Source organism: Methylicorpusculum oleiharenae, assembly GCF_009828925.2.
Classification (GTDB): Bacteria; Pseudomonadota; Gammaproteobacteria; order Methylococcales; family Methylomonadaceae; genus Methylicorpusculum; species Methylicorpusculum oleiharenae.
The window spans coordinates 37,859-54,661 of record NZ_WUTY02000002.1 but is presented as its reverse complement, the minus strand read 5'-3'; the positions used below and the strand labels follow the sequence as shown (position 1 = coordinate 54,661).

Annotated in this window: 14 protein-coding genes; 11 read left to right on the top strand and 3 right to left on the bottom strand. The window is 48.7% G+C overall.

Annotated elements, in window-relative coordinates:
• Positions 1–173 precede the first annotated feature (173 nt).
• The 5 genes from GO003_RS23620 (at position 174) to GO003_RS23600 (ending at position 6,527) form a co-directional block, all read left to right on the top strand.
• Entirely contained in the window at positions 174–380 is a 207-nt protein-coding gene (locus tag GO003_RS23620) for a DUF2934 domain-containing protein (RefSeq protein ID WP_159654142.1), read from the top strand.
• A gap of 397 nt (positions 381–777) precedes the next feature.
• On the top strand, positions 778–1,710 hold the full coding sequence (locus tag GO003_RS23615) for an ATP-binding protein (RefSeq protein ID WP_231089253.1): 933 nt from the start codon (positions 778–780) through the stop codon (positions 1,708–1,710).
• Positions 1,711–1,817: 107 nt separating this feature from the next.
• Positions 1,818–2,672, top strand: a complete 855-nt coding sequence (locus GO003_RS23610) for a hypothetical protein (protein WP_159654144.1) — start codon at positions 1,818–1,820, stop codon at positions 2,670–2,672.
• Positions 2,669–3,280: a hypothetical protein gene (locus tag GO003_RS23605; protein WP_159654146.1), complete on the top strand. Its 612-nt coding sequence runs from the start codon at positions 2,669–2,671 to the stop codon at positions 3,278–3,280. Before GO003_RS23610 ends, GO003_RS23605 begins: the two co-directional genes overlap by 4 nt.
• Positions 3,281–3,284: 4 nt before the next feature.
• A complete protein-coding gene (locus tag GO003_RS23600) occupies positions 3,285–6,527 on the top strand; it encodes an ATP-dependent helicase (protein ID WP_159654148.1) in 3,243 nt (1,080 codons plus the stop codon).
• On the opposite strand, the gene GO003_RS23595 is transcribed toward GO003_RS23600, so the two are convergent.
• Positions 6,506–9,499 (bottom strand): Tn3 family transposase, encoded by a 2,994-nt coding sequence (locus tag GO003_RS23595; RefSeq protein ID WP_159654150.1) that lies wholly within the window; start codon positions 9,497–9,499, stop codon positions 6,506–6,508. The two genes, GO003_RS23600 and GO003_RS23595, sit on opposite strands and share 22 nt — an antisense overlap.
• A 388-nt stretch (positions 9,500–9,887) precedes the next feature.
• Here GO003_RS23595 and GO003_RS23590 point away from each other — a divergent pair, with 388 nt between their 5' ends.
• From GO003_RS23590 to GO003_RS26790, 5 genes are all read left to right on the top strand, one after another.
• The gene (locus GO003_RS23590; RefSeq protein WP_159658566.1) at positions 9,888–10,322 is read left to right on the top strand and encodes a hypothetical protein; all 435 of its coding nucleotides are present in this window, start codon (positions 9,888–9,890) and stop codon (positions 10,320–10,322) included.
• Positions 10,322–11,938, top strand: coding sequence for an IS21 family transposase (istA, locus tag GO003_RS23585; RefSeq protein ID WP_231089252.1), 1,617 nt, complete (start codon positions 10,322–10,324; stop codon positions 11,936–11,938). Before GO003_RS23590 ends, istA begins: the two co-directional genes overlap by 1 nt.
• Positions 11,931–12,689 (top strand): IS21-like element helper ATPase IstB, encoded by a 759-nt coding sequence (gene istB / locus GO003_RS23580; protein WP_159657961.1) that lies wholly within the window; start codon positions 11,931–11,933, stop codon positions 12,687–12,689. The genes istA and istB overlap by 8 nt, the downstream gene beginning before the upstream one ends.
• Positions 12,686–12,877: a hypothetical protein gene (locus GO003_RS23575; protein ID WP_159657960.1), complete on the top strand. Its 192-nt coding sequence runs from the start codon at positions 12,686–12,688 to the stop codon at positions 12,875–12,877. The genes istB and GO003_RS23575 overlap by 4 nt, the downstream gene beginning before the upstream one ends.
• Before the next feature lie 247 nt (positions 12,878–13,124).
• Positions 13,125–14,033, top strand: a complete 909-nt coding sequence (locus GO003_RS26790; RefSeq protein WP_159658573.1) for a recombinase family protein — start codon at positions 13,125–13,127, stop codon at positions 14,031–14,033.
• Positions 14,034–14,057: 24 nt separating this feature from the next.
• On the opposite strand, the gene GO003_RS23565 is transcribed toward GO003_RS26790, so the two are convergent.
• Both GO003_RS23565 and GO003_RS23560 read right to left on the bottom strand, forming a co-directional pair.
• Positions 14,058–14,399 (bottom strand): hypothetical protein, encoded by a 342-nt coding sequence (locus tag GO003_RS23565; protein ID WP_159658572.1) that lies wholly within the window; start codon positions 14,397–14,399, stop codon positions 14,058–14,060.
• Between the two features lie 831 nt (positions 14,400–15,230).
• On the bottom strand, positions 15,231–16,163 hold the full coding sequence (locus GO003_RS23560; RefSeq protein WP_159658571.1) for a DNA-binding protein: 933 nt from the start codon (positions 16,161–16,163) through the stop codon (positions 15,231–15,233).
• Positions 16,164–16,420: 257 nt separating this feature from the next.
• On the opposite strand from GO003_RS23560, the gene GO003_RS23555 reads away from it, so the two are divergent.
• Positions 16,421–16,696, top strand: coding sequence for a ribbon-helix-helix domain-containing protein (locus tag GO003_RS23555; RefSeq protein WP_159658570.1), 276 nt, complete (start codon positions 16,421–16,423; stop codon positions 16,694–16,696).
• The last annotated feature ends 107 nt before the right edge of the window (positions 16,697–16,803 follow it).

The window sequence follows — 16,803 nt, the reverse complement described above, 5'->3', positions numbered from 1 at the left end:
TACCAAAGGCCGCCTAGATATTTAACCTTTATCCAGCTCTTTTGAAACCTAAAGTCACTTTTTATTCAAATGGATGTTTAGAGCGATTATTTTTTGATCGATTTAAAAAAACTCTTGCTACTGCAAGTGTGTTGTAGCTGATTTCTGTTGTTAATCTGATTAAGGAGTAAACGATGGCCTCAAATAAGAAAAGCAGTATTGAAGAAACCACAAGCGAAGAATGCGCTAATGAAGGCTGTTGCTCACCCGATTTAACCGCCGAAATTGCCGAATGTGCCTATTACAAAGCCGAAAAAAGAGGGTTTGCGCCGGGCCACGAAATAGAGGACTGGTATGAAGCGGAACAAGAAATGCTTGCAGGTAAATCCGACGTTTTATAAAAATTCCGGTTAAGTTTTGAAATCTGACCTCCATCAATAAATAACAGCAAGCTATGGTAAATGGAACAGGTCGACGAGTATACGCGTACCCTGTTTCGAGAACACCATACCCCGCGCCGTTACTCGTATTCAATAGGGAATTGCGTGTCGACGGAGCAATTTGTTCATTTTAAAGAATTTTTTATGCCGCCACGAAGCAGACCGAACGGCTAGTGGTTTATCAGCACGATCTAGGGCTTTAATATCCAGATGAAATAGTAAAGACGCATCGACTGAGACTGGGAATGGCAAATTCCGTAGCTCATCCAGCATGACAACATCCATGAGCTGGGGTCACATGTTCTGTTCCGGTTTATATAGCCACTCCGCCCAGCGACCGTACTTTCGAGAGATCAAAATGGCGGCTGGTGACACGACTGCTTGTCCTACCCCAAACAGCCAGGTATTGGAAGCCAAAGAATCCAGTCAAACCGCCACGGCGAGTTTGAAACCGTTAATGGAAAAAGCAGGCGTCGACACCACGACTTTGTTGAATGCAGCCATTGCTCGATCTGACGAGCAACGTCGTCTCAATGCCGAGCTTGCAGAGACTAAGGCGACACTTCTCAATGGGGGAGATGGCCTAACGCGGCTGCAAATCGAAGCGGAGATTGATGCGGCTAATCTGCTTCATCTGGCCGCTGAGCTCGCACACATCAACGATGAAATTGCTGATGCCGTGCAGCAGCAAACGATGCTTTCGGCTGACCATGCAAACGCCTTGCGGGTTTTGTCCGAAATCGGTGGTTCAGACGCGGCGACACAAGCTGAGGCTCAGCGCCAAGAGGCGCTTGCGCAAATGGCAGATGCGGCAGAACGCTATGTGAAAGTTTTCACCGCCGGCCGCTTGCTCCGTTGGTCAATTGACCGCTATCGAGAAGAGAAGCAGGGGCCACTGTTGCAACGAGCAGGTGCGATCTTTTCGACATTAACATCCGGATCGTTTAGTAAGCTGATGGTGGATTTTGAACGGGAGCCGATGGTGTTGGAGGGGTTGCGCGCCGATGGCAAGTTGGTTGGTATTTCGGGCATGAGTGACGGCACACGAGATCAGCTTTATTTGGCACTTCGACTGGCGGCCTTGGAAATGCACCTGGAACAAGCCATGCCGTTGCCATTCGTCGCCGACGATCTATTTATCAACTACGATGATGTCCGATCAAAAGCGGGGTTTGAAGCACTTAAGGCATTATCCGAACAAACCCAAGTCATCTTCCTGAGCCATCATGACCATTTGATTCCAGCGGTGCACGAGGTTTTTGGAAAACAAGTAAACATTGTCCTTTTGTGAATCCTGGTCACCCTATTGCACATGACTCAAAAAATTTTAGTAGCCTTCCCCGCATTTTTAGCGCTTGAGTCGCTTACCTATATGTAATGAGAAGAAAAGGATGTTACATGAATAAAAACCTGAAACAAACTGTTCCACCTCCGCCCGACTCAAATGACCACAACGGCTGGCAATGTGCCATCGCGGAGAATCTTCACCTCGAATACGGCGTACAGGTGTTGTTCTGCGCCCTCCAGGGATTGGGCGCTAAGGCGAACGGGCAGGTGCGGAATGCCTTAGCCAAGCAACTTAGCGATCTTGTCATTGCAGAACTCCGTCGGAAAGTCAGCCGCTATCATCTAAACGAGGGATGGGACATAATTTGGCGAACACATGAATCCGTTTTCACGGCAGCCGCGAAACCGAATTCGTCGGACGGTGCAGGGTTCCGGGAAGCATTTCACGCCCGACTCAGCTTTAGGATCAAAGATGCCCTCGCGAAGGAAGTCCAACTGCGCAGAACCGAAGAAGATATCCTCGCGGAGAAGGCAGACAAGGCGAAAATTAAGGCTTCCACACGAAACGACGAGCCGAAAAGCCTTGGGGCAGACGACCAGTTGATAGAAGACGAGGAAGACCTCATCGAATTGGATGGCGAACGGATTGTATCGTTCCATGAACCAGTCGTTAATTACGATGACGAGACGTTACAGGAACAAACATCTTACGACCCATCGATGTTTGACGGGGTCAACGACTTTATCGATCAGATGGATGTCGATCGCCTGTTGAAAAAGCATGTTCCGGATGAACGAAAACGCCTAGCGTTTCGCCTTTTTATGGATGACGTCCCGTACAAGACAAAAAGAATCGCGACGACCCATTCCATCGCAGAGGCTATGGGGGTTGATGAGAGTACGGCCAGGGCGTGGGTAAAGGAGGTCCAGGAAACACTGAGAGAGCAAGTAAGGAGATCATCATGACCTACAACAATGTAAATGCCGACCGCGACGACGTGTTGTTCGCGTTTCATCAGAAATGTTCTCGGCCGACTGCCGATGACATTTCGACATGGGTACGCAGATATCCGCAATTTGCGGAAGACATTCGTATTCATGCTGGGATTACGCGGGATATGGCTGACGAAGAAGAAAATCCGATGGAAGTGCCTGATACTGTGTTCCGGCAGGGTTATAGCCGCGCCTTAAGCGCACTTTATTCCGCTGACCTTGAAAACGCCGCCTCTGAATCGGTTACGTATCAGTCATTTGAAGCGGTATTGGAGGCACGCGGGAAAACGATTCCCTCTTTAGCTAATGAAATCGACATTCGTCGAAGCATCATTGCCGATCTTTTTGGCGGACGAGTTTCGCCTCCGCTTAGTCAGAGGATGACTGAAGCGTTACAACGTACCCTCGCAATTCCCGCCGATAAAGTTCGTGATCTGCTCCAATATGCACTTGGTCAGCCAAAACTAGGCATGGCCAAAGCAAGAAATATTTCTGCGGTCATCGCTCGGCCATTTGCAGAAGTTATCAGGACAAGTGGTATGTCAAACGAGGAAATTCGGTACTGGCTTGACGAGGACTGACTGAATGGATACATGGATCGAGATAAGACGCAACGCGCGTCAACTCCATACGAAAGCCCTTACAGCGACGAATGGCGACCGCCGCGCGAATGCACTTATCGATGCTGCACTTCAAATTCTCGATCTTGAAAAAAGCTACTATGCGCCCGGCACACGATTTGGAGAGGAGGTGTTTGGCTCACTTGAACGGACCGCCCAAGTTGTCAATGTCGCCTCGGGCCAGGACCCGGAAGAAGAGCAGGTAGTTATCGCGCACGAAATAGGGCACTACGAACTGCATACTGATCCATCGCATGAGGTGACCATTTCGTATGCAGGATTGGGTGGAGACCCTGTCGAAGGTGCGGCAGGAAAAGTCGAGGGCTACTCTTCCCGACAGCGGCAGGAAGTGCAAGCCGACGTCTTTGCAGGGGAATTTCTCTGCCCCGCCGACTGGGCGCGTGAGCAATACGTTATTCATGGATGCCGTCCGACTCAAATCGCAAACGACCTCAAGTTGCCAGTCAGACTGGTATTAAACCAAATTATCCGCACTTTACTCTTGCCCCCGCTCAGGGAGCCCGCTAAGCAGGAGCCGGGCGCAAAGATTGAGCTCGATTCCAGCCAAAAGACCGCAGCAACATGGGACGCTGGGGCTCTACTAGTTGACGCCGGCCCAGGAACTGGTAAGACCCGTACACTTGTGCACAGAATCAAGCACTGCCTTGCGTCGGGTATAGCACCCGCAAGTATTCTTGCCTTGACATTCTCCAACAAGGCCGCGGAAGAGATGCACGAACGCTTGTCCGCAATGGATGCAAAAGCATCCGTGGAGATGTGGGTCGGAACCTTTCATTCTTTTGGGCTGGAACTCATCACGCGCTGGCCCTCGGGTATTGGGCGCTCACCGCAGGTGAAGATTATCGATGAAGCGAGTGCGCTGGCGCTTCTCGAGGTTAATTTGGAGAAGTTGTCCCTCAATCATTTTCAAAATCTGTATGAACCAGCTTACGAGCTTACGCATGTTCTTCGTGCGATTTCTCGGTGCAAAGATGAGCTGATTTCACCTGAAGAGTATCGAAGGGAGGCGAATACGTCCTATGCCTCTGCTCTGGCCTCCGGAAACGAAGACGCCATTGCAGCCGCCGAAAAGGCGCTGGAAATCGCTCACATCTATCGTGTCTATGAAGAAGCGCTTAAGGATGCTGATGCCGTTGATTTTGGCGACCTAGTATTACTTGCAAGCAAACTCATCGAATCTAACAAAGATGTTCAAGCTTACATCTCACAGTTCAAGGTCATTCATGTCGACGAATACCAAGACGTTAACCTTGCAAGCGCACGGATGCTGCGGGAAATCTGTAAACAGGGCGCGGTGCCATGGGTTGTGGCAGACCAGCGCCAATCAATTTACCGCTTTCGGGGCGCAGAGCCATCCAATGTGACGCGCTTCCCGGATGAGTTTGCTGGAAAATCTCATTCCCTTTCTACAAACTACCGCTCACACGCCCCAATCGTCCGCGCTTTCGAGACCTTCTCGTCTTCGATGGGCGATGGCTCACAGCGTGGCAAATGGGAGGCATTTCGTGATGTTGGCGGCTCTGTAACGATGGCGGTTGCACCAACGGTCGCGGCGGAGGCGGAATATATCGCAAGTCAGATTGAGCAGTTTCGCGAACTTGGCATTACATATAGCGATCAGGTTATTCTCGCAAGAACGCACTTGACGCTTGCGCGACTCACGGTAGCTCTAGAACATCTAGGCGTTCCGTTGCTATACTTGGGCGACCTTTTCGAGCGTAAAGAAATCAGGGATTTGCTTTCCCTCATCGCCCTTGACAGTGAGTACGGGAATGTCGGTCTAGCACGGATTGCCGAACTCCCGGAATATGCAGTCGCTCGAGAAGACGCCATCAAATGCCGCCATTGGGCCGAAGCATCCAATATCTCAATCATTGAGGCCCTAAGCCGTGTGAACGAGATTTCAGACATTAGCACCGAAGGGCGGGTTGGGCTTACGCGTCTCGGCGATCAACTCAAAGGATTAGAGCAGGCTCCGCCGTGGATTTACCTGACGACGTGGCTATTTGAAAGAAGTTCGTACCTCAGGCCGCTCCTTGAAGCCAATGATGCGGCATCGCGTCAGAAACTGATCGCAATCTATCAATTGCTAAAAGTATGCGGTGAGCAATATACGGCTGGAGTACATGATCGCAAACGGTTTCTAGCCCGCATCCGGCGCCTGGAGGCGCTCAATCAAGACAGTGTATTTCGTGCTGTTTCGTCGGAAGCCTCCGATATTGACGCTGTGCGCGTCCTGACGATTCATGGAAGCAAAGGCCTTGAATTTGGAGCGGTGCATTTACCTGCACTTGCTACACGCTATATGCCAACGACTAGGCAAGGAGTTCGTTGTCCACCTCCAGATACATTGACGGAACTCTTGTCTCTTTCAGGTGATCACGACGCAGAAGAGGAGTGCCTATTTTTCGTCGCATTATCGCGGGCGCGGGACTATCTCTCGCTGAGCCGCGCAGAGCGCTACGCCAAGCAAAATGCGAGCGCCTCAAAATTTCTCGACATTGTTCGTCTGCCGAACGTCAGGTTCAGTGGCTCAGGAAAATCCTTTGCGCCACCTTTGATGAAAATTCCCCAGGCGAGACGGGATACCTATCCAGAGCGCGAATTATCGATTTACATGAATTGCCCGGCGCGATATCGATACGAAATTGTTGAAGGATTGCGCGGGGGGCGCAACGAGACGCCGTATGTGCAATTTCACCGTTGCGTTTATGCCACCTTCGGCTGGCTTGAAAGCGAACGGCAAGCGGAACGGAATGTGGACCTTGCGGCTGGGTTAGAACGTCTTCAAACGGAGTGGGCGGCGCGAGGACCAGTGGGCCACGGATTCGAAGCTTATTACCGGGACGTGGCTGAAAGAATGGTACGGGCAATGGCGGCTGCGATCACGGGGGAAGTCGGAGCATATGAACGCCAGGAATGGAAAGTCACACTCGGGACGTCGGTCGTATCCGTTACTCCTGATCGGGTCATAATTACTCCGGAAGGCGTTGTGCGGGCGCAGCGGAACCGCACCGGCAAGAAAACGAAATCGGAACTCGATCAGCCTCTTTACGCTCTGCTGCGGCGAGGTGCCCAGCAGTATTATCCGGGCAAACAAATCAGCGTAGAAACGATTTATCTAGCGTCGGGGGACGTTGCGGGGGTACGACAACGATTCCTTCATTATTGGGCCATAAGGATTTGACTCTCATGTGTCCATAGGTCGTAGAGCAATTCTGGTGGCTGTTTTTCCATATCCAAATCGTACCGACCAAAACGATTGATATGCCAAGTCAAATATGGGCTCAGTGCGGCTATGTGCCAAGGTTCCAGCGGATAGTTTTCACGCTGTAAATCTTGCAATACTCGACTGATAGAGAATACATTGTAGAAAATTAGGCAGTTAGCCACGAGATGGTTGTACTTAATGATTTTGCGCTGCTCATCCCGGTCATTTGTCGATATTGTGCCATCACCTCCGAAAGCTAGCCACTGCGAAAATCCATTGAATGCCTCGCTTTTGTTAGTCGCTGCCTGGATAAGTACACGCAATTCAGAGTCACTGATGTATTTCAACAAAAATTCGGTTCGGATAACACGCCCAAGCTCACGAAACGCCTGATATAGCCTATTCTTTTTGCTGTAGGTTCCCAATTTTCGCAACAATGTTGACGCAGTAATCCTGCCAGCTTTAATAGAAAGAATTACCCGTAACATATCCGGCAAATGAGTCTGGATCAGTTTCCAGTCAATGGTATCCGAAAACAGCGTATCGATATGCTTGTAAGTGCTGTTTTTGTCAGGACGATACATTTTTAAATCTTTCCAATTACGGATTCTGGGCATCAAGGAAATCCCCAGAAGCGACGCCAGGGCAAAAACCGGTGTACTTTGCGCCTGGGTATCGCCATGAATCGTATCGGGTTGGATGTCGGAAAAGTTTTTGAGCAACCCATCAAGCAGGTAGACCGCTTCCCAGACCCCACAGGGAATGAAGTTTGAGAACAACGCTATATAGGTGTCGGAGACGTGATAATAGCCAATTCCACCGTATCCGCCATAGCGAATGTGGTACTCGGATAATAGATTCTGCTCATACAGATCCCACATGGTGCCATCGACGGAGGCATTTTTGCCAGTCCCCCAGTGTTTGGGCAGGTCGAAACGGTGATAGGCATTGATAATTTCCCGAATCGCTTTTTCAAGGCTTCCCTCTGTTATATGCCGCCAATGAATCCAGGAAAGTTGCCGTCTGTCGACGTTACCCAGTGAACGCGCTGCTTGTGCCGGCCCAAGGTGGCAACCATAGCAGAATGTAGTGGTCAGGTAACGTGAAACAGGGTTGTCGAGCTTGGTGTCGTGGCCGGAAATGGGGCCAAAAAATCGCGTCCAGTTCAACCAGTGTTCGGTGTCACGTAACACATCCAATAAATGCGTGGGTTCCAACCGGTCGGCCACGAGTTGTTCGAAATTACGTAATCCAGCGGGCGTCGTTGCTTTCGTGGGTCGGCGTAAAATAGGTTCGCCATTCTCAATACGTAAATCCGTATTATCGGGGAAAGCGTGGTCAGTTTTTTGAGCAACTTCAGTTAATCGTGCTTGCATGTGCACTACGAAAGCAGCGCCTTCGGTGGGCAATCCGACCATTTCACCATAGGCGGCGATATCGCGGTGATACTCCTCCCAGGAGATGAGCTGGTCACGATAGTCGGCGTAATGATTGCTTCCAAGGATACACAAATCACCGGACTTTAGCTCCATCATCAGCTGCGAAAAAACGCATAGTTCGAAATGGCGACGGTGCAAACGTTTTGGTGTTTCATCATGATTGTGCAACTCTGTAACCAAACGCCACCAGGCTTCCGGCATCCAAGAGAGATCAAGACAGGGGGATTTTGGTGTTGTCAGCCATTCACCGGTCTTGTGTTCATTCTCTAGCAGAAAATGCAGCGCCGCCACGAATGTTGTATCCTGGGTAGTGGTCTGCACCGTGATACACCTGAGTAGGCGAAAAAGCGTTGAGCGATGACTCTTGTAGAAGCGCCACAGAAATACAAAGTAGTTGTCGCCCGCATGAGCGATATGATCATCGCAGCGTTGGAGAATAACATCACCTTGATCTGCCAATAAGGCATCAATTGCTGTGATCTTATCCTGGGCGGATCCTTCGGTGCGGTAGGCAATAACCAAATCGCGTAAGGTTTGTACTAATTCGTCGGCACGCTGTTGGTTGCGTGCATGATAATCTGCTAACGCATCTTTGCCTTTCTGATGGATGGTCGACATGCGCTTGATGAACATTTCTGCTAAATCATCCAGGGCTCGATACGACTGAACTTTCAGCAACGAAACCGCCAGAGTTAAGCGTTTTTTGGGTTCGATTTCCAACATTCTCGCGGCATCCAAGGTTCTGGCTTCCGCAGCGAAGTGCTGGATTTTTACATCAGGAATATCGGCAAGAACTTGTTGATCAATGTGATACTGGGCCAACCAGGCCTTCCGATCTAACCAGACTTTGAGGTTCGTTAGGGTTGGACTATCAGGTTCCTGCTTGAGCGTATTCCAGGGTGTAAAACGCGATTCTGGTTCAGCTATAAACAGCATTTCGATGCGTTTCTTTTCTTCTGTGCTCAGACTGGCATCCGCTTGCTGATAGAACTGCCGATAGAGAATGGTGCGTGCATGGCGAGCTCCGCGTACCAACGTGTCAAAGGCGGGAAGCTCATATTTCTTACGCACTAATTCTTCAATGCCGACATTGATAAGATCAGCCAACTCTTCTTTTGTCCTGGCCGCTTGGCTCATGGCCAGCATCAGAATATGGCGGGCATCCTTATCATAGCAATTGATATGGAGTATCTGGCGTATGATTTGTAAATGGCGCTTGCGCGTTCCAGACGAATCATAGCCGGCCAGCTCAGTGATAGCGGGTTGAATCTGAGCCACGCCGGCGATATGTTCAATGATAGCCGATGGTACTTGGCTGATTGGAACAAAATATCCTAGGCGTTGAAAAATCTTCAAAAGAACTAGGAATCCCAACTGGGCAACCGCCCCACGGGTTACTTGTTTAGCCAAGGATAATTCATCCACATTAGGCGTATAAATGATAGCCAAATCGCGAACTGAAACATGACTTTTTAGTCGCGGGTATGCGGTTTCTTGAATCGTTGGCAAGGATAAAGAACCTTATTGAAAGCAAAAGTGATTAGATCAATAGGCTGACAACCTGTACCATAAAAACGACCGTTTTTATGGTACAGTTGTAAAAACCAGCCCAAATCCGCAGTTATTTGCCGAATAGTAAAATCCCCCCGTTATCCCCCAGCTTTAAATAGCATGCTGAAATAATCGTGATGGCTGTTTTTTCACGAACACCATTCATCAATAATCAAGCAAAACAACACGGTCAGCGGTATAAAGAGCGGTGTCGTTGAGAGAAGGTATGACGCCACAAAGATTTGACGGTCAACGCTGACGCCATACCCCCAAAACCGTGCCGAAGCACGATCCTCAGTGTGACATATCTGAGGAATAAATTCAGCCCTCATCGGCCTTTGTGTCGATGTGCCGCACCGCCCGCCTTTATTATTGTCACCGTTGTCATACACAGGTCATCATCTGCTCACGTTGTGATCGTGGTCAGCGTTATTGCACCGGCGGATGCGCCGCGTCCGCCCGTTTAGAGTCCCGCAGGCGCGCCGGGAAAAAATATCAGTCCACACGCTCAGGACGCTTCCATAATGCCAGCCGTCAACAACGGTTTCGAGAACGACAGAAACAAAAAGTAACGCATCAGGGTTCCCTACAGGTGACCGCTCATGATGTACTGAAACGTAAGCGCACCGGGCTCGAAAAAACCGAAACCATCGAACTCATGGACGGTCATTTGCGTTGTCACCATTGCGGTGCCGTTTGTGCGCCTTTGTTACGCCGGGATTTTGTCCATGCCGGCCGGATTTTACCTGTATTCCGGAACCGCTACGCGGGTGAGGGGTGATGATGACCCTAAATAAAGACATTGAAGCGAAAATACTGCGTTATCATTTTGTGGAGCAGTGGCGAGTCGGCACGATTGCCACACAGTTGGGCATCCATCATTCTGTTGTTGACCGCGTGTTATCGCAAGCAGGCCTCCCGAAGGTTGAACGCTCACCGCGGCCATCGATCATCGATGCGTATTTGCCGTTTATCATGGCGACATTGGCGCAGTTTCCGACCCTGACGGCCGCAAGATTGTATGAGATGGCGAAACAACGGGGTTATCCCGGTGGCCCCAGCCAGTTTCGCCAGCGCATCAGTCAACTGCGCCCGCGCAAACAGCCGGAAGCCTATTTGCGCTTAAAAACCTTATCCGGTGAACAAGCCCAAGTCGATTGGGGACACTTTGGTTCGATTCACATAGGCAAAGCCAAACGACCGTTAATGGCGTTTGTGATGGTGTTAAGTTGGTCGCGGCAAATCTATTTGCAGTTTTACCTCAATCAACAAATGGAAAACTTTTTACGCGGTCATGTGGCGGCGTTCGAGGCCTGGAATGGCTTACCCAAGGTGCTGCTCTATGACAATCTCAAGTCGGCCGTGCTGGAACGCCAAGGCGACGCCATCCGTTTTCATCCCACGTTGCTGGCCTTATCCGCGCATTATCGCTTTGAGCCACGCCCGGTCGCCGTCGCGCGCGGCAATGAAAAAGGCCGTGTGGAGCGGGCGATTCGTTATATCCGGGATAATTTTTTTGCCGCGCGGCATTTTCAAACACTCGAAGAACTGAATCAACAGGCCGATCAATGGTGTCAAGGCGTTAGCGGCGAGCGGCGCTGCCCGGAAAATACCGAGTTGACGGTGAAGGAGGCTTTTCATCAAGAGCAACCGAGTTTACTCAGTCTGCCGGACAACCCGTTTGATACCCGTGAAAGGAAACCGGTCACGGCCCGAAAAACGCCTTATATCCGCTTTGACTGGAATGATTACTCGATTCCGCATCAGCACGTCCAAAAACCGCTGACGGTGATCGCCGATCTTAAGCAACTATGCATCCTAGATGGCGAACACGTGATTGCCGAACATCGACGCAGTTTTGATAAAGGCAGGCAAATCGAAGATGAAAGCCATATCAATGCCTTATGGCTGCAAAAAACCAACGCCAAGCAGCACCGCGGGCAAGACCGCTTAAGCGCCGCTTCCGCGCATATTCCCCTTTTCCTGCAGCAAGCCATCCAACGGGGTCATGTGTTAACCACCACCCTTCGCTTACTGAATCAGCTATTGGATGACTATGGCCGGGACGAATTGCACAGCGCGCTCGACGAAGCGCTCAAACAGCAATCGCCCTACCCGCAAGCGGTGCAACAAATCCTGGAACGCCGGCGTGATGAAAAACGGCAACCGCCGCCCCTGGCTGTCGCGGTACCCGATAAAGTCAAGCCGTACCACATCAAAGCGGTCAACCTGGCTGACTATGACCAACTCAATCCCAGTCATGAGGACGGCCCGGTCAATGACAGCGAAACAGAGCAGGACAAGGAGAAGGAGAAGGAGAAAAAGAATGAGCAAAAGAAAGAACCAGAGCCGGAGAACGCTATAACAGCGATAACCAAGGAGGAAAACCATGATTGATGCCGAACAACTCAAGCAACAAGCGATTGAGCTCAAGTTTCATGGGGTGCAGGCGCATTGGCATGAACTGACGCAAGCACAGTATCCCTGGCTGGAAACCGTATTAAATTGGGAACGGCAAGAGCGAAAACAGCGTTCACTGGAGCGCCGTTTAAGTCACGCCAAACTAGGACGCTTTAAACCTTTAACCGAATTTGATTGGCAGTGGCCGGACAAAATAGATCAAAAAGCGATCCATGCGTTAATGCAATTGGATTTTTTAACCGGGGCCAATAATCTCATCCTACTGGGCGGTAACGGCGTGGGCAAATCAACCCTGGCGCAAAACCTCGGCTATCAAGCGGTGATGCGCGGCCATACGGTCTTGTTCACAACGGCCGCCAACATGCTCAATGACCTGGCCGCCCTGGACAGTGACAACGCCCTGCGGCGAAGAATCAAGCACTACGCCAAACCGGCTTTGTTAATCATCGATGAAGTCGGCTATCTCTCCTACAGCAACCGCCACGCGGATCTGCTGTTTGAAATCGTCAATCAACGCTATGAACAACGTTCAACGCTGGTCACCACCAATCGCCCGTTCGCCGAATGGAACGACGTCTTCCCCAATGCCGCTTGTGTCGTCTCTCTGGTTGACCGACTGGTTCATCATAGTGAAATCATCGCGATCGAGGGAAAATCTTACCGCATGAAAGAGGCCAAAGAACAAGCGGCGGAACGACGCAGCAGACAACAAGGGGGCGCCAAATGAAAATACTGAAAATAACCACCCATTGGACACCGGAAGAGGCCGATTGCGTCTATCAGTTCCTCGATGATTTGAAAGAAGCCATTTGGCAACGTTATGGTGAGGAAATCCTGGACATGTACAAAACAATACAGGATGAACAACAGGCGGAACATGAGGAGTGCGATTTCAATGATGAGATCCCATTTTAGCGGGGCGTTTGATAATGCTTTGAAGATGTGCCGTCCGCCGTATTTTTTTGATTTTATCCTGCGGCAAATAGTTGCGGGTTTATGTCGGCGTTAACAACAGTGACTTAAACGCGTAAAACGCCAAAATTAAGCCGATTTAATAATCAATTTTATACCATAAAACGCATATACTAAATCAACGTACCAATATTTTTATATGAGTTGAGTTTCATGGTACAAACTGCCTGTTGAAAAGGAGCCGCTTTTTATGTTCGTTGGCTATGCCCGGGTTTCAACTGCCGACCAAAATCTTGATCTTCAGCAAGATGCACTCTTAGCGGCAAAATGTGGGCGCATTTTTACCGATACGGCCAGTGGCGCCAAAGCGCAACGCCCAGGATTAATTGAAGCGCTTCAATGCTGCCGACCTGGAGATACACTAGTTGTTTGGAAACTTGATCGGTTGGGACGCTCTCTTCCGCACTTGGTGGAGACGGTACGTGACCTTATTGCCAGAGAGGTCGGATTCAAAAGTTTACAAGAAAATATCGATACAACCACTTCCGGTGGTAAGCTTATTTTTCATATTTTCGCTTCGTTGGCCGAGTTTGAGCGGGACATCATCCGCGAGAGAACCCACGCCGGGCTTTCATCTGCACGGGCACGAGGCAGAAAAGGTGGCAGGCCAAAAGGGGTGGATGAAAAAAAACGTAAAGCCGCGCTGGCATTAAAGAAAGATCTAGGTCGGAGCGTTAAGGAAATTTGCGATATCCTGGGTATTTCTCGCAACACCTATTACAAATATACGCAGTCAGAGGACAAATTAGCAGAGGCACCGCAGAAAATACAACAGTCAGAGGATAGTGCGAACACAAATATCACCAAAGTGATGAAAGTCGAATTATGTTTGCAGATTGAAAACAATAGTAAGTTTGTGCGCGGAAAAGGCAAGGTACGGAATGAAATTGAACAATTCATTCTTAGCCAGTTTGCTATGGAAAAATTGGATAAGCATAACTGCCGATATATTCTTTCGATCCCCTATACCTCAGATGAAGAGCTCGACAGTATTATCTACGATGAAATAATGGCTGAAGCCGAACACACAGCTGACATGCGTCATTGTTTTATAGAGGCGGATATTTTTTCTGTGGACGATCCAGAACGAAGCTGGTGATGGTCGCATGAGTCCAAAATCATATCAATGCAACCTTATGGCCCGAAAATGAAGGAATCGTTGTCGTACCCCACTATGTTCTGCCCAAAATTCTTCATCTTTAAAAAACATCACAGTGGGATCATTTTCAAGCGCGTCACGAATAGTATTGCTAGATGCTAATAACTCACCGTCCTGAACGGGTAAATGTTTGTTGTTCAATGCGCGTAGCAATATCAGTTTCGCATGTACCAAATACATAATGGCTTTAATCTGCTCTTTATCCTTATTTGATTCAAGATCGGAATCGATATTAATTTTGAGTGCAGTATCCAGTTGATATAGCAATTTGTCTAAGTCGATATTTTTGAGGTCTAATATAGACATATACTTTTCACTTGCCTAGGCGGTTAGCCTTGTGATTTTTTACGCCCATAATTATAGTGGTTTGAAATCAAAACAGGCACTAATAGTTGCAACCACGTTCTCTAATCTCTCTTATTCTTTTTCACGATAGCAGAATCCTGCTTTTCCTGTCCAGTGCATAACTCGGACTGCAATAACATTTCGTGTTCATTAATCTTGATTGGCCCAGTGGGAGCGAAGCTACAATTTGACGACATATAAGCAAAAGCCACTTTAGATGACTATGCTCCGCGTCTCCCAAAACTCATCGGATCAATCAAGCTTTTGGGAATTTATTTCAGAAGACAGTTTTGAGAGATGAAAATGCGGTATTTTGAGTGGCATATGGATATCTGGGTGCTAATCAACAAAAGGCTCTAAAGTTTCATAGGGTTTATCCGTGAATTCAGCAATGATGGGTGAGTTTAAACAAACGACACTAAAGTCAAGCCTCTCCGAAAGTGCGTTGATAAACTTCGGCGAATGCTTAATACTCAAAGTAAAACAATGGGTTGAATTCAGATAGAACAGAAACAAAATTGTTTCCTCATGCTGTACGCACAACTTATTGTTTATAATAAGTATTCCTGGCTTTTTTCAGAAAATCCAACGCACTTTCGGAGAGGCTTGCACTAAAGTTCCATAGGAAATTACGGAAAGCCACAGTCCATAAGGCTCAGCGTCAATTTCCCACTTCCCAATTTTAGCTATCAAAAACTGGCATTTTTTTGGGGAATTAAAAAGTGGCTCAAAGCAACGCCAGACGCGGCATTGCAAAAAATCCTATGAAACAATGCTGACGTTTGTTTAAATTTACCCACCTTTATCAAGCGTTTTGTAAACCTCAAGCTGTCCTTCCAGGTTCGATACTTTCTTCTCGGCATCGGACGCTATCTTGTTCGCGGCTATCAGTTCAGCCTTAGCGGATTTAAGCTCGGCTGCCGATGTTTCATGCCGGACGGTCAGCTTTTCCAGCTCGACATTACATTTCGATAACTCAACCTCTGCGGCCGCGACCTTGATTTTCAGCTCTTCGTTGGTGGTTATGGTGGAATTCAGCGTCGATTGTACCGTATGAACCTGGACGTCGAATGCTCGAATTTCCTGATCTTTCTGCTTCAGAACGGCTTCGTGTTGGTCCTGCTGCCGTTTTTTGTCTTCGCCCGCAGCTTTCAGGCTTTCCGCCAATTCGGCAACCTGCTTTTTCAGCGACTCGATCTCATCCCGGTACCGGTCGTTGTCCTTGGTCAACGCCACATTGCTTATCTCGACTTCCTTCAATTTGCCGACAGTCTGTTTGTGCGCGGTTTCTTCCTCAAGAAACTCTTCTTTCGATATCGCAAAGGCATTTTCCATACGCTCAATCTTCAAGGATTGGGCTTCGGAAAACGCGAAGGCCTCCTCCACCCTTTTTTGATTGGCCTGCTCCGCCTTTTTCAATGCCTCGCGCTGAATATCCAACTCCGCATCGGTCAAGTTTTTTGCGACAGTCCACATGCGTTTCAGAAGATCCTCGCCCTCCTTGATCAGCTCGTTCGGCAACTTTACGACTGCCGGTAATTCCTCGGCCTTAAACACTTGTGCCTCGCCCGAGTCTTTCCAGCTATTCACGTATTTGGTAATAGTCGTCAGGCTGCCTCGGCCCAGCCGTTCGTAAACGTTCAAAACGGTGGGACGCTCGCCTTGGCTGGCAATATCGGCGCAGGTCGCGTGTATGGCTTCTTCGGTCAAGCGTGGTGAACTCATGATGATAATCCTCTGCATTGGTGACTGAAGGAAAGTATAGCAGAATTATTATTGCTCAAAATGTAATTATCATAATTATGTAATTATCATAATTACATAATAAAAAGTAATGCCACCGCTTCGGCGTATCGCCAAGCCAAGATCTGCGGTGTTGCCTCGCATTCGGCGTGTGAAGGAAGCGGTGGTAACGGATTGACTGAATCAAAATCAATCATTATGACTAAAACTTATTCAGAATTCCGAGATAGGGAAATAACATGGCTAAAACTGAAACCAAAGTACTGACCGCACATGTTCCGCTCCCTTTGGCCGAAAAAGTCGACCGGATGGCAGAACACCTGGAGCGATCACGCGGCTGGATAGTTCAGGATTACAAACCCTATAACCTACTTTTGGTTTGCCATGTACGAAACCAGTCGTTTTTGTATAAAAATGCAACTGACATCAAATATTTTCAAGCCCCAAAAGCAACAGTTAAATGTTTCAACTACACTCAATTTTGTGGAAACAAAATAGGAATTGCTTATGGGTAAATCTAAAATGCAAGTCGTTACTAACGCTGTTTTCGATCGTCTGACTGGACGATAAATTATCATCAACGATACGGTTATCCACAAAATCTGTGGATAACCCTGTCTTT